The following is a 20,871-nucleotide window of genomic DNA, read 5'->3' as shown; positions in this document are numbered from 1 at the left end:
TGGTCGAACTCATGCGGGTTACTCACCTTGTTTCCAGGAAAAAACGAACGGCAGGTCTGGCAGGGAGGTAAAGCGACGCACGATGTCGTGGTACGTCTCATCGGGATTCAGGGTAGTGAACGCCCGCGGGTAGATATCTTTTGCCAGGTACTCCATGCCGACGATATTCCACGGATGGTTATAGAAATGGTGGTAAACCCCGTAGGCCCGCTTCGCTTTTACCGCCGGGATATCGCTGACGCCGGTTCTCGCCAGCAGCGCTTCACCCTGGGCATTAACCTCCTGCTGGCTGACCTGGTAGCCTAGCGGCAGTACCTGGCTGTTGCCGCGCTTCGAACCTGTCATGATGTAGGCATCGGGCTTCATGCTGATAATTTTTTCCAGCGATACAAATCCGGAGGCGCCGGGAAGCAGCTGGGAGCCAACATTAGTGGCGCCGACGGCTTCCACTAATCCGCCCCAACCGCTGTGCCCGTGGGTAAAGCAGCAGGCGTCGCTATTGCCGGCCAGCGCTTCGACGAAAACCGTGGCTTTTGGGGTGATTGTGGCCGTTTGCTGCTCGATAGCGTGCAGGTGCCGGCGGTAGAAATCGGTATAAGCTTTGGCGTTGCTCTCACGGTTAAGCACCTGACCTAACAGGTCGATGCTGGGGGCGGTATCGCGGGAAGGATTGACTTCATAATCGACAAATAACACCGGAATCTTCAGTGCGGTAAGTTTGCCGATCACCCCGCTTTCGGTCAGCGCCGGCTTTGCGCGCAGCTGTGCAATCATCAGATCGGGCTGGCGGGAGAGGACGCTTTCCAGGTCAACGTTGCCTTTGTCGCTAAAGCCCATATCAAGAATGGCTGCTGACTGCGGCCACTTCTGCTGCAGCATTTTCCAGGTCGCCACGTCCTGCTTTTTCGCCAGGTTGTTCCAGGCCACAACGCGTTGAAACGGGTTGTCCCGATCCAGCAGCGCCAGCGACATGAGATCCCGTCCATCCTGCAGGATGATGCGCTGGGGTTCATGCTGGAGCGTTATCTGACGGCCATCGAGGTCGGTAACCGTGAGGGGATATTGCGTCGCGTAGCTAAGCGCGGGGATCGAGATTAAGGCAGTAAGAATGAGTGAACTTACTGATTTTCTTGCCATAATTTGAGTTCCGTTTGCATATTTATAAATATAATGATTTTGATAATTATTCGCGTATAAAAATAAACGGCAGGTATATGAAAAAGCATTTTCATAAAATGTAACAACTTACTGGAATTTGCTGGTGCATCCTGAATAGCGTGGTGGTAAGACTGAAAAATGGGAAAAATAGACGGCGCTGGTTTTAAGAACTATCCCTAAAGTCATGACCGGAATGTTATGCCATGCTGTTGATGACTCATAACATTAAGCACGTTAGAGAGGAAATGATGAAAAAAGCAATGATTGCGTTATCTGCGATTCTGGTAGCAGCCCCTGTTTTTGCTGCGACAACACACGCAACTGATGATACCGTCGCGGCGGCCCATGAAGGGGCGAATACGGCGAAAGAAAAACTGCACCAGGCCCAGAACGAGGGCGAAGAGCAGAAGCTGAAAGCCGAACACGCGGCGCAAGGTAAAAGCGACAGCGTCGGCAGCCAGGTGAGCGAAGGTGCTCAAAAAACCTGGAATAAGACCAAAGAAGGGACGGAGAAGGGTTGGGATAAGACCAAAGAAGGGACGGAAAAAGGCTGGAATAAGACTAAAGCCGCCACCGAAAAAGGCTGGGATAAAACCAAGCAGGGTGCGGAAGAGCTGAAAAATAAAGTCACCGAATAATTCCGGTAGCGTTGCATAAAATAAGGTCGCGAAAGCGGCCTTTTTTTTGCCCCTCTTTTTGCCCCTCATCGGCAGCGACGGTGATGACGTCGCGGCGACGCCCCTCGCGGCGTTGATAGCGAACGATAATGCCAGGAATTGTCCTGGATATCCTGATACTCACTCTTTCTCCACATTCCGGCGGTAAAAAGGAGGCATATCAGGAGGTGTACAATGAAAAAAATGATTTCTCTGGCCGTTATGTTGTCCTGCGCATTAAGCTCGTTAGCCTGGGCCGACGGCCCGAACGGCAACGGTAACCCAGGCCAACAGCAGGTGTGGCAAAACGGCTCTGGGCACGGTAGTCCGGACGGCAATCGTCAGCAGGGACCGGGTAATAATGGTCCTCAGGGCAACGGCGACAGCCATCGTCAGGGCGCGGATAATCGCGGCTCGGATCGTCACAACCCCGGCGACAATCGCGGCAATAATCATGCACAAGGGAAGTCGCATCAGGAACGTCATGAACAAGACCACTTTGCGTGGAACGGGCATGACTTCCGTAAGGGGCAACCTGCGCCGGAGCGTTATCGCGGGAATGATTATCGGGTCAGCAACTGGAACGATCGCGGCCTGCCGCCGCCTCCGCAGGGGCAGCACTGGTCGTATATTAACGGCAACTATGTCCTGATTGCGGCGGCCACCGGCATCATTACGTCTATTCTGGTGAACGGCGTCCTTTCGCATTAATTTCGCACCGATGCTGCAGGGGCGAATCCGCCCTCGGGCAAACCCTCTCCCGTTCAGGGAGAGGGGATTACCGCCGGGTGACCTGTTATCCCGTGCAATCTATCTTTTATTCAACGCCTCATCCGGCCAGTACTTATAGCCGTTGAGCATCGCCTGAGCGGCCAGCCCTTTCTCGGTAATTTCATAAACGTTCACTTTCGACGGCAGCGAAGAGGTATCCTTTGCGACGCCGCTTGCCGACGCGGCGACCGGCGCGACACCTTTATCATCATATTTCGCCGCGGCATTCGCGTCTGCGCCGACCATATAGCCCTGGGTAATAAAGGTGTGGAGTGCCGCTTTATCGTGGAACACCAGTACGGTGCGCTGCTGCTTCACGCCCATCCCCAGCCCGGCGCCGCCCTGAGCCATTTTCATATAGGTATCTTTGCCGGTGCGGAGATCTTTAACCACGCCGTAACCGCTGCCAAATCCTAATACCAGAATTTTGCTGCTGTTGCTGGCAAATACGGCATAGCCATCGGCGTGCTGGATATCGCTACGGGCTTCCGGGTAGAGAGAATAGAGTTTGCTCAGCGTTTCGCTGCGTATTTTTTGAATACTGGCGCGCTGCTGGCTGGCGGTATCACCCTGGGCGCTACAGCCTGCCAGCGCCAGCGCTGACGCCAGGAAAAGAGCCTGATATTTCATATTTGAGTTCTACGCTATTCTGCGTCCATCTTATGGCGCGCGTTTATTTTTCCGTTGGTTCCGGAGGAGGCGTCGTGAATCATCTTCAGGTATGTCGTGGTGATTTCGCTGCCTGCGCTATCGGCATGCTCGCTGCCCGCAACATGGCGCCTCCTGAGGAAATGCGGGTATTTAATACGCTGATTTAAGCGTGGCGATCGTAGAATAAAAACTCGTTAACAATCCAATAATTAAAAGTTTATATTTAAATTTTGCCTTATTTGTGGGCTATATCACTATTAAAATAAGGTTTATTAGCATGGTTTTGCTGGCCTTTTTTACATTCTGTTGAACGCCTTACTCTTTTTCGCATTGCCGGTAACTTGCTGAATAATCATTAGTAAATGAGATGAAGCGCACGCCGGAAATCAGAAATCTTGCTTGCATTAAACGCTTATCCAGATAAGTTATTGAGTCTGAGATTATTCTTCATACTTCACGTTTTGGGGTTCTGGCATCCCACTTTTCGACAACCGTTTACCTGAAGCCTGAATGAATCAGAATATCTATTTCTTATTTCCCGGAGACCGGCATGAGCAATTTTGTGATTCCAGAAATTAAAGCAGCTGAAGAAGAGATGATTGCGATCCGTCATTATTTACATGCCCATCCGGAATTAAGTCTGGAAGAGTTTAATACCAGCGAGCTGGTGGCGAAAAAACTGGCGGAGTGGGGTTATGCGGTGACCCGCGAGCTGGGGAAAACCGGGCTGGTAGGGTCGCTTACGAAAGGGCATTCATCGCGCACGATCGGGCTGCGCGCCGATATGGACGCACTGCCGATTTTTGAAACCACGGAATTACCCTGGGCCAGCACCGTACCAGGGAAAATGCACGCCTGCGGCCACGACGGTCACACCACTATTCTGCTGGCGGCGGCAAAATATATTGCCTCGCCGGCCTGCCAGTTTAACGGCACGGTGCATGTGATTTTCCAGCCAGCGGAAGAGGCGATTGGCGGCGCAGACCTGATGATAAAAGACGGGTTGTTTGAACGCTTCCCCTGCGATTGCGTGTTTGCGCTGCACAATATGCCGGGACTGCCGGTCGGCAAGCTGGGCTTCTACGCCGGCAACTTTATGGCGTCGGCGGATACCGTCAAGATAACCATTCACGGCTACGGCGGCCACGGCGCCCATCCGGAGCGCGCGGTCGATCCCATTCTCGCCGGCTCGGCGCTGGTGATGGCCCTGCAAAGTATCGTCGCGCGTAACGTGCCGCCGGGGGAAACCGCCGTTGTCACCGTCGGCACCTTCCAGTCGGGCATCGCCTCCAACGTGATCCCGGAAAGCGCGGTGATGGAACTGACCGTGCGGGCGATGAAGCAGGAGGTACGCGACCTGCTGATTAAACGGATTCACGACATCACCGAATTTACCGCCAAAAGCTACGGAGCGACCAGCGAGATTGAGGTCTACGACTCCTACCCGGTGCTGACCAATAGCGTGGAGGAGACCGCGTTCGCCAAAGCATTAGCGACGGAACTCTTTGGCAGCGAACAGGTGCTGGAATCCATTTCGCCGATGAATGCCAGCGAAGATTTTGCCTTTATGCTGCAGGCGCGTCCGGGCTGCTATTTCCTGCTGGGTAACGGCGAGAAGGGCGATAAAGGCGGCTGCATGGTGCATAACCCTGGCTATGACTTTAACGATGACATTATTACCACCGGGGCGTCGTTTTTCGCCCGGTTAGTTGAAACACACTGCCGTTGATCTCTGGAGCTCGTAAATAATGAAAAAATCACTACTGCTGTGGGTCGCGCTGATGGCATCCGCATCGACGCTGGCCGCAGAACAAAAAGAAATTCGTTTTGGCGTCGATCCCACTTTTGCGCCGTTTGAATGGAAAGACCCGCAGGGCAAACTGGCGGGTTTCGATATTGATTTAGGCAACGCCATCTGCCAGCAGCTGCAGGCGAAATGCGTGTGGGTGGAAAGCAACTTCGACGGCATTATTCCGGCGCTGAAGGCGCGTAAATTCGACGCGATTCTCTCCGGCATGTATATGACCGAGAAACGCAAAGAGCAGATTGGCTTTAGCGACAAGCTATATAACGGCCCGGTGTTCCTCGTGGCGCGTAAAAATACGCTGACCGGCAATACGCCGGAGCAGCTCAAAGGCAAAACGATCGGCGTGGAGCAGGGCTCAGCGCAGGAGACTTACGTCAACCAGCACTGGCGTCCGGCGGGAATTAATATCGTGGCCTATCAGGGCGCTGACAGCGTCGTGCGGGATCTGGAGTCCGGGCGTATTGATGGCGCGGTGCTCTCCGGAATGATGGCGGACTACAGCTTCCTGCAGCAGCCGCAGGGCAAAGATTTCGCCTTTGTTGGCGGTCATTTGCAGGACGATAAGCTGTTTGGCGCCGGCGCTGCGATTGGCCTGCGTAAAGAGGACGACGCGCTGCGTCAGGAAATTAACCGCGCGATCGCGCAGATTCTTGCCGACGGAACCTATAAAAAACTGTCGGGTAAATATTTTAGCTTTGACGTCTATTCCGGGACATAATGTTGTGATGCGTCCGGCGGGCACGGATGGGCCCGCCGCAAGATTCCTTTTCTGACTCTCCACTCATAGTTCTTTCCCGCCCCTTGCGGCCTGGCGAAGGATGCAGAATATAAGCGATAAGGAGTGAACGGCATGAATACACGTCCATTGGGCAAAACCGGATTTTCCATCGCGCCGCTGGTCTTCGGCGGCAACGTGTTTGGCTGGACCTGCGATGAAAAAACCAGTTTTGCCATTCTTGATGCTTTTGTCGACCACGGCTTTGACGCCATTGATACCGCTGATGTCTACTCCCGCTGGGCGGATGGCAACCAGGGTGGCGAGTCGGAAACCCTGATTGGCCGCTGGCTGCAGGCGCGTCCGGGGATGCGTGATAAGGTAAAAATCTTCACCAAAGTGGGCTCTGATTTAGGGCTGCCCGGGCAAAAAGGGCTGAAGAAAGCCTGGATCCAGCTGGCCGTGGAAAACTCGCTGCGCCGTCTGAACACCGATTATATCGATCTCTATTTTGCCCACTGGCCGGACCCGGAAACCCCCATTGCCGAGACGTTGAGCGCTTTTCACGCGCTGCAGCAGGCGGGGAAAATTCGCGCGACGGGGGCTTCTAACCTGGATGCCCAGCAGCTTTCCGCGGCGCTGGAAGTGGCGCGGAAAGAGGGGCTGCCGGCCTGGCAGGTGCTGCAACCGGAATACAACCTCTATCACCGCTCCGCTTTTGAGGGGGCGCTGTGCGACCTGTGCATCAGCCGGGAAATAGGCGTCGTCACCTACTACAGCCTCGCCTCCGGCTTCCTGACCGGTAAATACCGTCAACAGGCCGATCTGGCGCAAAGCCAGCGCGGCAGCGGCATCGGGAAATACCTTAATCCGCGCGGAATGCGGATTATCGATACCCTGGAAGAGGTTGCCGCCCAGCATCATGCCAAACCTGGCGAAGTGGCGCTGGCCTGGCTGATGGGCCGGGAAGGGGTGACCGCGCCGATTGCCAGCGCCACCAGCGTGGCTCAGGTCGAGAGCTTTGCTCGTGCCGCTCAGCTGACGCTGAATGCCGCCCAGCTGGCGCGGCTGGAGATTGCCAGCGCCTGACGACGACGTGCCGGAGCCGCCAGGCTCCGGCGCTACGCTCAGGAAGAATGGTTCGTCACATTCAGAATCTGCGCGCTGGCCCCGACCGGGAAATTGCTCAGCGCGGCAAAATCACTTCCCTGATAGCCGAGAATCTTGCCGTCGGTGCGCATCTGCTGCAGATCGATAAGGATCACGCCCAGCGTCGGAATGATTTTCTCGCGCCAGACGAACAGCGTCAGATCGTCCGCCACCTGCACATAGTGACAGCGATCGACATCCGCCAGACCTTTCTCCACACCCTCCAGACACTGCCAGGCATAGAAGTTATCGTTGAGATAAATATGCTCGTAGCGTTCGGTCGGGCTGTAGGTGTACTGGTTACGCATTCCCACCAGCGCGCGGGTGAAGGTCGGTAGCGGTCCCGGCTCGCGGTTCAGTCGGGCAAAATGGAAGCGGGCTTCGACTGCCGTCAGCGGCAGCCCCTGCTCGACGCGGCTGAACGCATCGAGGCGCGCGGCCTGCTCCGTCGGCAGCTGACCGTAGACCAGGGTAGCGTTATTTTGCGTCAGGTTGCACACCGCGCTGATGCTGGCGTTCTCCTTGCCGGGATCGAGAAAATCGATAAACAGTACATCGGGGCGAATGGCGGTCACGCGCCCGGAAACGGGCTGCCCGTCCCAGAGCAGGGCGTGGTCATCGGCCATCGTCAGCTGATGACTGGCGCCGTCGGCCAAATAAAAGGTCAGTGGCTTTCCGCCGGGCAAAGAGGAAACCGGCAGCACGTTGCCGTGAGGCGCAAAGCCGTCCGCAAGCGCGCCGACCTGAATAAATACGGCTTCTGAAGTCATGTGAGATCCTTGTTGTGTAAGAACGTTAAGCAAATGCCAGCGTCGGGACATCAACCGCACTGGCGCCGCCGTCGGCAACCAGCGTCGCACCGCTGATAATCGACGCCTGCGGGGAACAGAGGAACTGGCAGGCGAGCGCAATCTCCTGCGCGCTGGCCGGGCGGCGCAGCGGGACGTCGCGACACACCTGCTGATAGGCCTGCTCAAGGCTGATCCCCTGCGCGTCCATCAGCGGCTGCATCTCCTCATCGGCCATCGGCGTAGTCACCCAGCCGGGGCAAATGGCGTTGGCGCGTACGCCTTGCGGGCCATAGTCCCGCGCGACTGAACGCATCAGGCCCATCACTGCATGTTTGGCGGTGACGTAGCCGCAGGCCTGCGGTCCGGCGGCGAGGGAGGCGATCGAGGCGACAAACAGCACGTTGCCGCGTCGGGCAATCAGCGATGGCAGGCAGGCGCGGACGCTGGCAAACGCGCTGTTGAGATTGCTCTCCAGCGCCGCACGCCACTGCCGGTCGCTGGTCTCCACGACGGCGCCGTTGCCCATGCCGCCCGCGCTACAGATTAAAACGTCGATATGGCCCGCGCGTTCGAGAATCGTCGGCAGCAGATGAGCCTGCCACTCATCGCCGCTGGCGGCATCGCCCGCCAGCGCCAGCGCGCCGGTCTCTTCCGCCAGCGCCTGCAAAGGGGCAAGACGGCGGCCGGTAATGAACACCGTCTCGCCCGCCGCCGCCATCAGTCGTGCACAGGCGGCGCCAATCCCGGTGCCACCGCCAGTAATCACTACCACTCTACTCATCGTTTCTCTCCCAACACGCCTGCTTTGTACCTTAGAAAGGGGATATGCTCCCGGCTATCGCCCGAAAGAACGATCGCCGGATGAATCAATCGTGCTGCGGCGCCGGTATCGCCTGTGGCGCCGCAACGGGTTTCATGGTCTGAGGATCCACCGCGAGGTAGCGACCGGTTTTCGCGTCGATGCCGACATAGTCGATGGCTTTGCCGTCGGCGTGAACCACCATGGTGCGACCGGCAAACGCCGCGTAATCCTGACTCATGGTCTGCACCCGCTGCGGATATTGTGCGGCGACATCATGGGTTTCCAGCGGGTCCTGCTTAAGATTGAACAGCCCCCACGGCGCGTCGCCCGCCTGCGGGAAGGTTTTTACCAGCCGCCGAAGCTTCCAGTCACCGTCAATCCAGGCCGCCTGGTTATGCAGCTCGACGCCGTAGCGGGAGCGCGGCGGTTGTAAGCTTTCGCCGGTCAGATAGCGTTTAAAGCTGACGCCGACCATCGGCAGGACCGGTTTTTTCGCCAGCGCTTTCGTGGCATCGATACCGGCGAACTCATAGAGGGTGGGCGCGACGTCATACACCGCCATGGTGGTGGCGTCGATTTTGCCGCTATGGACAATCCCGGGCCCGGCAATCATAAAGTCGGTATTGATGCCGCCCTGGCCGCTGGTGGTTTTGTGGTAGCGCGCGTAAGGGGCGTTGCTGACGTTCGCCCAGTGCGGGCCATAGGAGACGAACGAACCTTTGCGGCCAATATTCTCGTAGCGATTGTCGAACTGCTTCCAGAACGCGGGTTCTGATTCGTAGTAAAAGCCTTCTGCCGGGTTAGCGCCGTTATCGGTTAAAAAGATCAGCAGCGTATTTTTATCCCGCCCGGTTTGCTTCAGCGTTTCCATCACCGTACCGATCTGCGCATCCATGTTGGCAATCATCGCGGCGTATACCTGCATCACTTTCGCGGTGTATTTTTGCTGCTCCGGCGTCAGTGCCGCCCACTCTTTATCGAGATCCAGCCCAGGAAGCGGCGTGTCGTCATGGAGAATACCTGACGCCTTCAGACGGGCAATTCGCTGGCGATAAACTTCGCCATAGCCCTGCTCGTACTGACCTTTAAAACGGGAAATCCATTCATCCGGCGCCTGCAGCGGGTCGTGGGGGGCGGTAAAGGCCAGCCAGGCAAAAACCGGCTGTTCCGACGGCGTTTCTTTGATCCACTGGTTCATCTGGGCGGCGTAGGCCTCGCTGGAGTAAAAGTCGGCGGGGAGCGAAACCCGCTGGCCGTCGCGGGTGTAGTAGGTGTGGAAGGCTTCGACGGTACCCAGCGGTATCGCATCGTCAAAATGGCTGGTGCCGCCGCCCATAAAGGCGAACGAGTGGCGAAAGCCCCGATCGTTTGGCGTGGCGCCGGGTACAAAGCCGAGGTGCCATTTCCCGGTCATCAGCGTGTTATAGCCGGCATCTTTAAATCGTTCGGCCATGGTAGTGACGCGATCGGTGAGGCGCAGTTCATACCCCTCTTTGCCAAGGGTGCTGTCATACCACCACATTCCGCCCATGCCGGCCTGCTGGTTAGTATTCCCGGTCAACAGCATCGAACGGGCAGGGGCTGACATCGGCGACGTGTAGTACTGGCTCATGCGCACGCCCTGTTCGGCCATCGCCTGCAGGTTAGGCGTCGGGATTTCACCGCCGAAGGGGCTGATATCGGAATACCCCATATCGTCGGCGATAATCACGATGATGTTGGGGCGCTCGGTTTGCGCGCTGTGCGCTGCGCCGGAGAGGATCATGCTCAGCGCGGCGGCCACTGTTTTTTTCTTCACTACCGGGTCTCCTGTTCAGGATCGGGGATTCATCGCGCCCGAAGATGAAGGCGGCGCGACCATGGAAAAATGTCGGTTAGCGCGTCACCCGACTGTCGATAAAGCGGGCGCGCCAGGCGCGCAGGCCGTTCAGATCGCGGGAGTAGGGGCGCAGCGGAGCAAGAATTTCGCTAAAAAAATGGAAGTAGCCGGCGCACAGCCGGTTGTAGCCGGCGTCGTTAAGATGGGCCGGACAGCCGCCCTGGCAGACTATTTTTACCGCGCACTGCTGACACTCCCGGCGTCGGCTTTTTTCGCTGCCGAAGGGCAGGCGGGTCGCGCTCTCCACCGCCTGAGCCAGCGGGCGGTCGTCGAGCTGGCCAAGATGATGCCGGTCGTTAATCAGGTGATCGCAGGCGTAGAGCCGGCCGTCGGGCTCCATCACCAGGTTGCTGCCGCAGCGAGCGGCATGGACGCAGGTGGCGCTGGTATGGCTAAAATATTGCCCCCACGCCTGCTCAATATTCATCACAAAAACCCGCCCGATATCGTCGCGCTTACGCCACTGGCGCCAGATAGCGACCATAAAGCGCCCCCAGTTATCGGCGCTGAGCCGGTAGCCCTGCGCCAGGGCATCGCCTTCGCTCATCAGCGGCTGAAACTGCAGGTAGCGGGCGCCAAGACTGACAATATGGTCGTAAATGGAGGCCGCGTGCCGGGTCATCTCGTCGTGGACCACCACCAGTAAATTAAATTCCACCTGATGCCGGTGCAGCAGAGCGATGCCGCGCAGCGCCGCCGGGTAGCTGGCCTGGCCGCGTTTATCCGGACGATGGTGGTTTTGCAGTGTTTCACTGCCTTCCAGACTGACGCCGACCGTGAAGTGATGTTCCCGGAACAGGCGGCACCACGCATCGTTGATGAGCGTGGCGTTGGTTTGCAGGCTGTTGCTGATGGTGACGCCCGCGGGGGCATAGCGCTGCTGCAGCGCCAGCGCCTTCTGATAAAACCGCAGTCCGGCCAGCAGCGGTTCGCCGCCTTGCCAGACGAAATTAATCTCCCGGGCCCCGGCCGGTTGGGCGGCAATATAGCGGCGGATAAACGACTCCAGCGTCGCATCGTCCATTTTCCGCACCGGGGTATCGCCCTGTGGGTAATAACAGTAACGGCAGGCAAGGTTGCAGGCCGGGCCAATGGGTTTGATCAAAAGATGAAAGGGCACCGTTGCCCGAGGCTCCATAGCCAGCGGAATTTGCTGCTGGCGTAGTGCGGCGATATTCAGCATCGTTTTGATCCTGTCCGGTTAAGTTATTTTATTTGCCATTCTGGCGCGGGGCAGCACTCCGTCTCCGGTTAATTTTTTCGGCCTGCGGTTCTGTTTGGGCAGCAGAAAAACCTACGCTTCCCTGCAGAGTTAAGCGCCTGATGAAAATGACCTGAGTGTTATTTATCAGGTATAGAGGAGTCGTTGAAAAAGACTATCGTTCTAAAGGACGAGTTCGGCGCTGAAAAGCGTGAGAATGTGAAGCGCGCGGCGCCAGGGGATAAAGTTAATAACTTTTGTTTATGTTTTAATATTAGGTCGATAACACAACGCTATGCGCAATAATAATATTTTAAATAACAGTGTGTTAAATAAAATTTTGCAACCAATATCACATTGTTAATATGTTAATGATTGTGTTACTTAAATGTGAAATGTATGCTTCTTGTATCGTTGGTCATCCGCGTTTAACGCACTTTCACCTCGACGGGAGGGGATCATGTCTGCTTTATTAAAAGCCAGTCGTAATGATGCGATAATTGCCCGTTGTTTACAGACTATTTCACAGTTAATTCCACTGTCGTCGGCGGTGTTTTATCGGGTCAATCATCGTTTAAAACCAGAACACTATATTTTGCATAATATTTCTGCGAATACGCACCAGCAATATCTGGAGTGTTTTCAGCCGTTAGATCCGCTGCTGCCGTCCCGCTTTAGCCATCAGGCAATTACCATGGCGGCGATGACGCCAGGCCTCTGTGACCGTAACCGTCATTACTATCATGAGTTTATGTTGCCGAATAATGTTCGCGACATGACCGAAGTGTTTATTCGCCGCGACCGACGGATTATTGCCGGTATCTCCTTAATGCGCGACGTCGCTTTCTCCAGCGAAGAGCGTCTGCGCGCCCAGGCGGTGCTGCCGCTGGTGGAGCTGGCCATCCACGATTGTCTCCAGGAAGAGGAAGACCTGCCGGCGATGCTGACGGCGAAAGAGCGTGAAATTGTTGGCATGGTCCGCGAAGGGGCCAGTAATAAGTTGATTGCTCGTCAGCTGGATATTTCTCTCTCCACGGTGAAGACCCACCTACGCAATATTTTTGCCAAGACCGAAGTGGTCAATCGTACCGAGCTCGTTTCCCGAACCTGGATGCCATCCGCTCAGCGCACGCTGCATCTGTAATCTGACTCATCGCATCCCGCGCGCGCCGCCGACCGCGGCGTTTTCCTGATGCCTGACGGTATCACTCCCTGGACTGCTGCCCGGGGGGAGACTTTTTTGACTGGAGCACGCACCACGATGTCGAGTACGCCTGTTGCCGAAAAGCTGTTATCCCAGCCGTCCGGGCTGGTTTTCACCGCCCGCCTGCTGGCGGCCATCGTCATTTTCGCTGCCGTTGCGCCGGGGATTCTGATGACCGCGCCAGCGGTCGCGGCGCAGTTGGCCAGCGAATGGCAGCTGACGCCGGCAGAGATTGGCTATCTTTTCTCCGCCGAACTCGGCGCCATGAGCCTTGCGACGCTGCCCGCATGGTGGTGGATGAGTCGTCTGAACTGGCGCCGCGTGGCCCTGTGCGCCTGCGCGGTGTTTCTCGTCGCCAATCTTGTCTCGGCGGCGGTCAGTCAATACGAAACGCTGCTGATCGCCCGCTTCATCGCCTCGCTGGCGGGGGGCACCCTGATGATCCTGTGTATCAGCTGTGCGGCCGGGACGGCCAATCCTTCCCGGGTGTATGCCTTCTGGGTGCTGGGACAACTGCTGCTGGGAATGGTGGGACTGCTGGTGTTACCCGCCCTGTTTGCCAGCTTTGGCCTGAAGGTGGTGTATCTGATCCTCGCCGCTATCATGCTCTGCTGTCTGCCGCTGGTCCCGGCCTTTCCTCAGCGCTTTCAGCCGATGTCGGCCTCTTCCCGCCAGCCGCCCGCGGCCGCACCGCGACGTAAGCTGTGCGCGGTGCTGGCGATCCTCACGTTTTATATAAGCCTCAGCGCGGTGTGGACTTTTATCGGCACCATCGGCAGCGCGGCGGGATTGACCGCGGCGCAAATTGGCATGGTGCTGGCGGCTGCGACGGTGTGCGGCATTATCGGCGCGGGCGGCGCCGCTCTGCGCGGCACGCGGCGCCCGGACCGGATACCGGTCTGGCTGGGCTACGGCCTGCTGATTCTCAGCATTGTGCTGCTGGTCAGTCATCCGCTGCTGGTGCGCTTCGCGCTGGCCGCGCTGCTGTTCAAATTCACCTGGACCTTTGTTCTGCCTTTTATTCTCGCGCGCGTTGCCGGGCTGGATAACAACGGTCGCCTGATGAACAGCATCAATCTGGTGATTGGCGGCGGAATGGCGGCCGGTCCGGCGCTGGCCGGGGCGCTGCTACAACGTTTTTCCAGCGCCGATGCGCTGCTTGCGGCGGCAGGCGGCTGCGCGCTGATCTCAGCAGGATTAATTCTGGCGGCATCGTCCGCCGGGAAGAGTGAGCCAACGGGAGGATAGAGTGAAAAGAAAAACCGGTTTCTTCTTTGATGAACGTTGTTTCTGGCACAGTACTGGCCTGCATGCGGTGACGCTACCGGTCGGCGGCTGGGTACAACCTCCGGCAGGGGGCGGCCATGCGGAATCGCCGGAGACCAAGCGTCGGATGAAAAACCTGATGGATGTCGCGGGGCTGACTGCGCAGCTTCAGCTACGCGGCGGTGCGGCCGCCGGCGAGGAGGATCTGCGCCGCATTCACCCGGCACATTATCTGGAGCGCTTTAAGGCGATCAGCGATAGCGGCGGCGGTCTGCTGGGCAAAGAGGCGCCGCTGGGGCCGGGCAGCTATGAAATTGCCTGCCTTTCTGCCGGGCTGGCCTGTGCCGCGGTTGAGGCGGTGCTGAGCGGCGAGCTGGATAATGCCTACTCTCTGTCGCGGCCGCCGGGCCACCACTGCCTGCCGGATCAATCGATGGGCTTCTGTTTTCTTGCCAACATTCCCATTGCCGTGGAGCGGGCGAAGGCGCGGTTCGGGCTGGGTAAAGTGGCGATCCTCGACTGGGATGTGCACCACGGCAACGGTACGCAACATATCTACCTGCATCGTGACGATGTGCTGACAATCTCGCTGCACCAGGACGGCTGTTTCCCACCGGGCTATGCCGGAGAGGAAGATCGCGGCACCGGTGCCGGCGAAGGTTACAACATTAATGTTCCGCTGATGGCCGGCGCAGGGGACGACGGCTGGCGCTATGCGCTGGAAACGATCGTGCTGCCGGCGCTGGCTCGTTTTGAACCGGATCTGATTATCGTCGCCTGCGGTTACGATGCCAACGCTATGGATCCGCTGGCGCGAATGCTGCTCCACAGCGATAGTTTCCGCGCCATGACCGAACGGGTGCAGGAGGCGGCCGATCGCCTGTGCGGCGGTAAGCTGGTGATGGTGCATGAAGGGGGCTATGCCGAATCCTATGTACCGTTCTGCGGGCTGGCGGTGATGGAGGCGTTGAGCGGCGTGAAAACCGAGGTTGAGGATCCGCTGCTGGCGTTTATTCAGCAACAGCAACCGCGCGAGGCCTTTACCCGCTTTCAGCGCCAGGCGATTGACGAACTGGCGCACCGGTTTGGGCTGAAGTAATCTCCTTTCGCTTCTCCGCCAGGAAGGCGGAGAAGCGCTCTCCTGTGTGAGACTACTTTTCACTTCTCTTTGATGTCACTTCTCTGTCGCCGTTTGCGCCATCCACTGACCGATCGCCTGATGCAGCATATTCATAACGCTCAGCAGCAGCATCCGCTGATGTTTTTCGAGACGCAGATAGCGGCGCAGCGGCGGCATTTTGCAGACCACCTCGCTGGCGGCCCACGGCTCAATGCAGCAGCGCCAGCGCTGATTATCAATGGTTAAGGAGAAACGGCGGTAATCCAGTTCGCTTAATGTCTGCTGTAAACGCGGAAAACGGTTGAGGTAACGGGCGAGATCGGCGGCCGGTTTTGCCGCCCGGAAGGTCACCGGCTGGCGTTTAAGCCAGCCGGATTGATGGGCGCGAATGTTACCCTGAGCGGGCCGGGTGACCGGCCCCTCGACGACAAATTCGCAGCTGTGAATGCTGGCCATAAACAGCCTTTTCTGGCGAACGCTGAAGGTGACGTCGGTGGTGGCGTTCAGGTGCAGCACCGCACTGCGCTCGCTGAGCTTTTCGCTGTTCCAGCCGGCCAGGTCGCGCTGCACCGCATTCATCAGCGGGGTACTAAACGAGGGGACGGAGGGCATCTGGCGTCATCTCCCCTTGGTTCTGTTTCTCATAGTTGCCAATCGCGCGTTCCACCACCTCTTCAACCGGTACCGGACGGAACGGGTTGACCCGCTGGACGCACACCGTCCAGAAGAGGGCATAGGCGGCGGTCAGACCGAGCATGATGCCAAATGGCACCAGCACTTCGCGGCTGTCCATCCCCGGCGGGGTGATATTGATGATGGCGATAATAATCCCGACGCTGGAGATAATTTGCGGCAGCGGGAACCACGGCGAGCGGTAGGCGCGAGGCAGATCCGGACGACGAATACGCAGCAGTACCACCGAAAGGGTCACCAGCAGATAGGCGACGCCCCAGGCGCAGACGGCGGCGAGGATCAGCGGCACGATACGATCGATATTGCCGTTCAGATACCAGGCGTGCAGGCAGGGTATCGCCACGCCAATGGCAATGGCGATAACCGGCGTCTTGAAGCGGGGATGCAGCCAGGTCAGGAAGCGCGGGAGCGCGCCATCCAGCGCCATGCCGTAGATAATCCGCGGTACGGCGGCCATCAGAGTATTAATGGTCGCGCAGCCCGCCAGCAGCAGGCCGACGCCCAGCCAGTACTGTCCCGCGTGGCCCATCACCCGTTCGGCGAAGGCCGGAATAGCCATCGGCGTATCCAGCAGGTGGACGTTGTTCGCCGCGTCCAGTACCACGTTCTCGACCTGACGGTTAATGGCCGCACCATAGATAAACATGCAGCTTGCGACGCCCAGCAGGCCGAGCGCCATCGCGCGAGGAATGGTGCGGTGCGCGTGTTTAATTTCCGGGGCCATGGGGGTCACCAGTTCACAGCCGACGAACATAAACATCGCCATGCCGATATAGCCGAACAGACCTGAGAGATCGCTGACATCAAGCGGCGTGCCGAACCAGCCGGAGAGATGGGTCACCGGCGCCATAAAAATTCCGCACAGGCCGAAAATGGTCAGCGTGCTCCACATCCCGAAGGTCAGTACGACTTCGACCTTTCCGAAGATCTCGACGCCAATGGCGTTCAGCAGGCCGAACACCACCACCATTCCGACACCGACCATCCAGGTATTCTGATGGGCGGCCATCTGGCTGCTGATGGACTCAAAGTTCACCAGCGCCATCACCCCGGCCAGAATGGTTTCCGCGGTGCCGGCAAAAATATGCACGATCAGATAGGCGCACAGCGCGCCGGTAATGGCGAAAAAACGCCCCATCCCGCAGGCGATATAGTCATATACCGAGCCGGTCGTGGGGATTAGCGTCGCCGCTTCGGCAAAGGTGGTGACCTGCGCCTGCATCATGATAAACGCCAGCAGTACCGCCAGCGCGAAGGTATCGCCGCCCATCCCAAAACCGCTGGTCACGGTCAGGATCACCGGGCTGGCCATAATCAGTCCGACGGAGCTGGCGAGGGTAGTAGGAAAGCCGACGACGCCGCGTTCGAGATGGCTGGCGAGTCTTTTACTGAACATAGTCAACCTCTGCACAAGATAGGTAAGGGCAGGGAGTGGCTGGAAGTGAATAGCCATTCCGGATAGTCATAATTTAGGTTGGCATCCGGCTCAATGAATATCGTCCTGAAGGTGGAGAACGGCGGTTGAATCTGTGACCCAGTGCATGAATACAATCCCCGCCGCCGGGCACCGGGGATTGTCTGCGTTGGTTAGCGGCTTTCGACGTTCGCCAGGTAGTGTTTGACGAAGCGCGGGGTGAGGATTTTCCACTCCACTTCGGTGCCCTGCTTCACGAACCAGCTGTCGCCCGGGGCGAAGCGCTGCGGCTTGCCGCCAGAGACGGTCAGCTCAACTTCGCCTTCCAGCACGGTGGCGTGTTCGGTAAACGGATAGGTCATGGTGAAACTCCCCTGAGTGGACGAAAACAGACCGCAGGTAAAGGCGTCCTGTGGTTCGCCGTAAACCATAGCGCCCGCCACCTGCGGATCGCCTTCGGTTGGCGTTGCGCCCAGCAGGCTGACGCTGCCGATAGGCTGCAGTTCAGGAACCGGTTGATCGAGTTTAAATGCTTGCATGATGTTCTCCTGGTTAACTCCGGCCTTTCCAGTAACCGGCGGTTTGATGCATGAGTTTTCCGGCGGTGACCAGCAGCAGACGCAGGCTGTCACGACCGTGGATTGTGGCGTGAGGAATACTGCTCATCAGGCGGTAACGATCTGAGCCGCCGTTAATTCCTTCGGCGAGAATTTTGCACACGATATGCGAGGGGGTGACGCCAAACCCGGAATAACCCTGAACGTAGAAAACGTTATTGTGCTCGCGCAGGGTGCCAATTTGCGGGAACAGGTTCGCGCTACAGGCCATCGGGCCGCCCCAGGCGAAGTCGATTTTGACATCCTTAAGATAGGGGAACACTTCCGCCAGCAGCGTACGATTCCAGGCGGCAAAATCGTTCGGCGTATATTCAAGGTAGCGCGTGGCGCTGCCGAACAGCAGGCGGTTTTCCCGCGTAATTCGGTAGTAGTTGATGACCGGGCGAATGTCGCTGAAGGCGCCGCGCAGCGGGCTGATGCGTTCGATCAGCTCATCGGAAAGGGGTTCCGTTGAGACCTGATAAGAGTAGGTCACCAGCGTCTTGTTATAGATTTCCGGCTCCAGATTATTGAGGAAGCTGTCGCAGGCCCACAGCAGTTTAGCCGCCTTCACGCTGCCCATCGCCGTGCGAACCCGCACCTCTTTGCCGTAATTCACCTCTACGACCGGAGAGGATTCGAAAATTTTCACCCCTAATGAATGCGCCGCTTTTGCCGAGCCCAGCAGCATATTCAGGGAGTGGATCTGCCCGCCGCCCATATGCTTGAGCGCGCCGCAGTAGACGTCGGAGCCCACAATTTGCTGCACATCGCTGCCGGTATAGAGCGCGATATCCTCATCCGGAGTGGCGGCCTTAAACTCTTTTTCCCACTGGCGCAGGGTCTTCAGCTGACGCTGGTTATAGGCCAGATAGCCGTAACCCGGAACAAAGTCGGCATCGATATTGTATTTCTTAATCCGTTCGCGAATGATTCCTGCACCAAGGTTCGAGATTTTAAACAGCGTCTCCAGCCCCTCTTTACCCACATGTTTTTTCACCGCTTCGATGTCGTGACCAATGCCGGCCATGACCTGGCCGCCGTTGCGGCCGGTGCCGCCGTAGCCTAAATGACGGGCTTCGAGTACGACCACGTTGGTGATGCCCTGTTCTGCCAGCTCCAGCGCAGTGTTGATACCGGAAAAGCCGCCGCCGATGATCACCACGTCGGCGTCAATATCATCCTGCAGCGCCGGAAAATGCAGCTGATATTTTTTGGTGGCGCCGTAGTAGTTCAGCGCATCGATTTTGATATTCATAGCGTTACCCTGTCTGTCTCGCCTGGCTAAGACCTCCATCACAGCATGGCGGCGGGGCGCTGAATATCGTCCGAAAGAATGACGTTCTTTAGAACGATAGGCAGTCTGTTTCTGGCGTGATGTGATGAGGAACATTTCCTGAAAAAACGGATGCCACCGATGAGCGACGTGACCTTACTTGCTGAAGTAGCAGCTTTTTTACGCCAACCGCACGGGCAGTTTATTGCCGGAGAGGCTTTGCCCGGCAACGGACCGACGCTGGCGGTGATAAACCCCGCCACTGGCAAAGCGATTGCCGGGGTAACGTCGGCGGATGTCGGGCAGGCGGATCGGGCGATGGCCAGCGCCAGCCAGGCCTTTGACTCCTGGCGTGCGATGCCGACCCTGCAGCGCGGCACGCTGCTGCTCAGGCTGGCCGATCTGCTGGCCAGCCATCGTGAGGAGCTGGCGCAGCTGGAGAGCCTGTGCTCCGGTAAAACCATCGGCCTGGCGCGAATGCTTGAGCTGGATCAGTCGGTGGCGTTCCTGCGCTACTTTGCCGGCTGGGCAGGCAAGGTCACCGGCGAAACGCTGGATGTCTCGCTCCCGTCCATGGCGGGAGAGCAGTACACGGCCTTTACTCGTCGTCAGCCGGTTGGCGTAGTGGTAGGGATCGTGCCGTGGAACTTTTCGATAATGATCGCTATCTGGAAGCTGGCGGCGGCGCTGGTGTGCGGCTGCACCATCGTGATGAAGCCGAGCGAGTATACGCCGCTGACGCTGCTGCGGGTTGCGGAGCTGGCGAAAGAGGCGGGGATCCCGGACGGGGTGATTAACGTGGTGAACGGCGCGGGCGGTGAAATCGCCCAGCGCTTGATCGCCCACCCGGCCTGCGCCAAGGTCAGCTTCACCGGTTCGGTGGCGACCGGCGAGAAAGTTCAGCATGCGGCGATCGGCGCCGGAAAACGCGTCACCCTCGAACTGGGGGGCAAAAACGCCGCGCTGTTTCTCGACGATCTCACCCCCGAGGCGATGGCGGACGGCATTATCGAAGCAGGTTATCTGAACCAGGGGCAAATCTGCGCTGCCGCCGAGCGGTTTTATCTGCCGCAGGGCAAGCTGGATGCGGTGCTGGAAATACTGAAGCAGCGCCTGTCTGCGCTGCGTCCCGGCTCACCGCTGGATGAACAGACGCTGATGGGGCCGCTGGCTAATCGGGTGCAGTTTGAGAAGGTGCTGCAGCTGATTGAAAAAGCGCGGGAAGAGGGCGACACCATTGTCTGCGGCGGCGAAGCGCTGCCCGGCGACGGCTATTTTGTCTTACCGACGGCGGTGAAGGTCCGGAGCGAAAACAGCACGCTGATGCAGGAAGAGACTTTCGGTCCGGTGTGCAGTTTTATCGGCTACCAAAGCGAAGAGGAGGCGCTGTCCCGGATTAACGCTTCGCCGTTTGGCCTGGCCGCCAGCGTCTGGTCGGAGAACATCCGCAAGGCGCTGCGCTATTCCGACGCGATTAACGCCGGAATTGTCTGGGTGAATATGCACACCTTTCTCGATCCGGCGGTGCCGTTTGGCGGCATGAAAGGGTCGGGGATTGGCCGCGAGTTCGGCAGCGCCTTTATCGATGATTACACCGAACTCAAATCGGTGATGGTACGCTATTAGTCCGGCGCCATCGGCCGCTATAGTGCTGAAGCGATCGTATATCGGGCCGTGCGATTTGTCGGATGTGGCCCGTATTTTCCCTTACCCCGTACGGTC

The 20,871-nt window shown here is 58.0% G+C and carries 20 protein-coding genes; 9 read left to right on the top strand and 11 right to left on the bottom strand.

Annotated elements, in window-relative coordinates:
* Window positions 1–18 precede the first annotated feature (18 nt).
* On the bottom strand, window positions 19–1,137 hold the full coding sequence (locus tag DSD31_RS19025) for an ABC transporter substrate-binding protein (RefSeq protein WP_015584968.1): 1,119 nt from the start codon (window positions 1,135–1,137) through the stop codon (window positions 19–21).
* A gap of 269 nt (window positions 1,138–1,406) precedes the next feature.
* Here DSD31_RS19025 and DSD31_RS19015 point away from each other — a divergent pair, with 269 nt between their 5' ends.
* The gene (locus DSD31_RS19015) at window positions 1,407–1,796 is read left to right on the top strand and encodes a hypothetical protein (protein ID WP_015584967.1); all 390 of its coding nucleotides are present in this window, start codon (window positions 1,407–1,409) and stop codon (window positions 1,794–1,796) included.
* On the opposite strand, the gene DSD31_RS26240 is transcribed toward DSD31_RS19015, so the two are convergent.
* The gene (locus DSD31_RS26240) at window positions 1,786–1,959 is read right to left on the bottom strand and encodes a hypothetical protein (RefSeq protein ID WP_155407389.1); all 174 of its coding nucleotides are present in this window, start codon (window positions 1,957–1,959) and stop codon (window positions 1,786–1,788) included. The two genes, DSD31_RS19015 and DSD31_RS26240, sit on opposite strands and share 11 nt — an antisense overlap.
* A gap of 50 nt (window positions 1,960–2,009) precedes the next feature.
* Here DSD31_RS26240 and DSD31_RS19010 point away from each other — a divergent pair, with 50 nt between their 5' ends.
* Entirely contained in the window at window positions 2,010–2,525 is a 516-nt protein-coding gene (locus DSD31_RS19010) for an RcnB family protein (RefSeq protein ID WP_004859066.1), read from the top strand.
* Window positions 2,526–2,624: 99 nt separating this feature from the next.
* Here DSD31_RS19010 and DSD31_RS19005 read toward each other — a convergent pair whose 3' ends face one another.
* The gene (locus DSD31_RS19005; RefSeq protein WP_004859069.1) at window positions 2,625–3,215 is read right to left on the bottom strand and encodes a lipid-binding SYLF domain-containing protein; all 591 of its coding nucleotides are present in this window, start codon (window positions 3,213–3,215) and stop codon (window positions 2,625–2,627) included.
* A gap of 571 nt (window positions 3,216–3,786) precedes the next feature.
* Between DSD31_RS19005 and DSD31_RS19000 the strand changes: the two genes are divergently transcribed.
* The 3 genes from DSD31_RS19000 to DSD31_RS18990 all read left to right on the top strand — a co-directional run bounded on the left by DSD31_RS19000 (window position 3,787) and on the right by DSD31_RS18990 (window position 6,847).
* Complete coding sequence (locus tag DSD31_RS19000) at window positions 3,787–4,965, top strand: M20 aminoacylase family protein (RefSeq protein WP_015584965.1); 1,179 nt, start codon at window positions 3,787–3,789, stop codon at window positions 4,963–4,965.
* A 19-nt stretch (window positions 4,966–4,984) separates the two neighbouring features.
* Window positions 4,985–5,761: an ABC transporter substrate-binding protein gene (locus DSD31_RS18995; RefSeq protein ID WP_004859075.1), complete on the top strand. Its 777-nt coding sequence runs from the start codon at window positions 4,985–4,987 to the stop codon at window positions 5,759–5,761.
* Between the two features lie 132 nt (window positions 5,762–5,893).
* Window positions 5,894–6,847 (top strand): aldo/keto reductase, encoded by a 954-nt coding sequence (locus DSD31_RS18990; protein ID WP_113991252.1) that lies wholly within the window; start codon window positions 5,894–5,896, stop codon window positions 6,845–6,847.
* 38 nt (window positions 6,848–6,885) lie between these two features.
* Here DSD31_RS18990 and DSD31_RS18985 read toward each other — a convergent pair whose 3' ends face one another.
* The 4 genes from DSD31_RS18985 to DSD31_RS18970 form a co-directional block, all read right to left on the bottom strand.
* On the bottom strand, window positions 6,886–7,677 hold the full coding sequence (locus tag DSD31_RS18985; RefSeq protein ID WP_113991251.1) for a MoaF C-terminal domain-containing protein: 792 nt from the start codon (window positions 7,675–7,677) through the stop codon (window positions 6,886–6,888).
* Window positions 7,678–7,702: 25 nt separating this feature from the next.
* Window positions 7,703–8,479 (bottom strand): SDR family NAD(P)-dependent oxidoreductase, encoded by a 777-nt coding sequence (locus DSD31_RS18980; protein WP_032716816.1) that lies wholly within the window; start codon window positions 8,477–8,479, stop codon window positions 7,703–7,705.
* A gap of 85 nt (window positions 8,480–8,564) precedes the next feature.
* Entirely contained in the window at window positions 8,565–10,298 is a 1,734-nt protein-coding gene (locus DSD31_RS18975) for an arylsulfatase (RefSeq protein ID WP_015584962.1), read from the bottom strand.
* A gap of 76 nt (window positions 10,299–10,374) precedes the next feature.
* Window positions 10,375–11,562: an anaerobic sulfatase maturase gene (locus tag DSD31_RS18970; protein WP_004859093.1), complete on the bottom strand. Its 1,188-nt coding sequence runs from the start codon at window positions 11,560–11,562 to the stop codon at window positions 10,375–10,377.
* A gap of 478 nt (window positions 11,563–12,040) precedes the next feature.
* On the opposite strand from DSD31_RS18970, the gene DSD31_RS18965 reads away from it, so the two are divergent.
* From DSD31_RS18965 to DSD31_RS18955, 3 genes are all read left to right on the top strand, one after another.
* Window positions 12,041–12,724, top strand: coding sequence for a helix-turn-helix transcriptional regulator (locus DSD31_RS18965; RefSeq protein ID WP_004859096.1), 684 nt, complete (start codon window positions 12,041–12,043; stop codon window positions 12,722–12,724).
* A gap of 117 nt (window positions 12,725–12,841) precedes the next feature.
* Window positions 12,842–14,032, top strand: coding sequence for an MFS transporter (locus DSD31_RS18960; protein ID WP_064359663.1), 1,191 nt, complete (start codon window positions 12,842–12,844; stop codon window positions 14,030–14,032).
* A gap of 1 nt (window position 14,033) precedes the next feature.
* Window positions 14,034–15,149 (top strand): class II histone deacetylase, encoded by a 1,116-nt coding sequence (locus DSD31_RS18955; protein WP_032716820.1) that lies wholly within the window; start codon window positions 14,034–14,036, stop codon window positions 15,147–15,149.
* 75 nt (window positions 15,150–15,224) lie between these two features.
* On the opposite strand, the gene DSD31_RS18950 is transcribed toward DSD31_RS18955, so the two are convergent.
* From DSD31_RS18950 to DSD31_RS18935, 4 genes are all read right to left on the bottom strand, one after another.
* Window positions 15,225–15,782, bottom strand: a complete 558-nt coding sequence (locus tag DSD31_RS18950) for a DUF3156 family protein (RefSeq protein WP_054829226.1) — start codon at window positions 15,780–15,782, stop codon at window positions 15,225–15,227.
* On the bottom strand, window positions 15,760–17,259 hold the full coding sequence (locus tag DSD31_RS18945; RefSeq protein WP_004859112.1) for an APC family permease: 1,500 nt from the start codon (window positions 17,257–17,259) through the stop codon (window positions 15,760–15,762). Before DSD31_RS18945 ends, DSD31_RS18950 begins: the two co-directional genes overlap by 23 nt.
* Before the next feature lie 191 nt (window positions 17,260–17,450).
* Window positions 17,451–17,816 carry a cupin domain-containing protein gene (locus DSD31_RS18940; protein ID WP_004859114.1) on the bottom strand — a complete coding sequence of 122 codons (366 nt, stop codon included), beginning with the start codon at window positions 17,814–17,816 and terminating at the stop codon, window positions 17,451–17,453.
* Between the two features lie 13 nt (window positions 17,817–17,829).
* Window positions 17,830–19,131: an NAD(P)/FAD-dependent oxidoreductase gene (locus tag DSD31_RS18935; protein ID WP_004859120.1), complete on the bottom strand. Its 1,302-nt coding sequence runs from the start codon at window positions 19,129–19,131 to the stop codon at window positions 17,830–17,832.
* Between the two features lie 150 nt (window positions 19,132–19,281).
* On the opposite strand from DSD31_RS18935, the gene DSD31_RS18930 reads away from it, so the two are divergent.
* Window positions 19,282–20,775 (top strand): aldehyde dehydrogenase family protein, encoded by a 1,494-nt coding sequence (locus tag DSD31_RS18930; protein ID WP_160873196.1) that lies wholly within the window; start codon window positions 19,282–19,284, stop codon window positions 20,773–20,775.
* The last annotated feature ends 96 nt before the right edge of the window (window positions 20,776–20,871 follow it).

Origin of the sequence: Klebsiella sp. X13, assembly GCF_003323835.1 — a bacterium.
Lineage (GTDB): Bacteria > Pseudomonadota > Gammaproteobacteria > Enterobacterales > Enterobacteriaceae > Klebsiella > Klebsiella ornithinolytica.
Note: the sequence above shows the minus strand (reverse complement) of the source record. Positions and strands in the feature narration are given on the sequence as shown.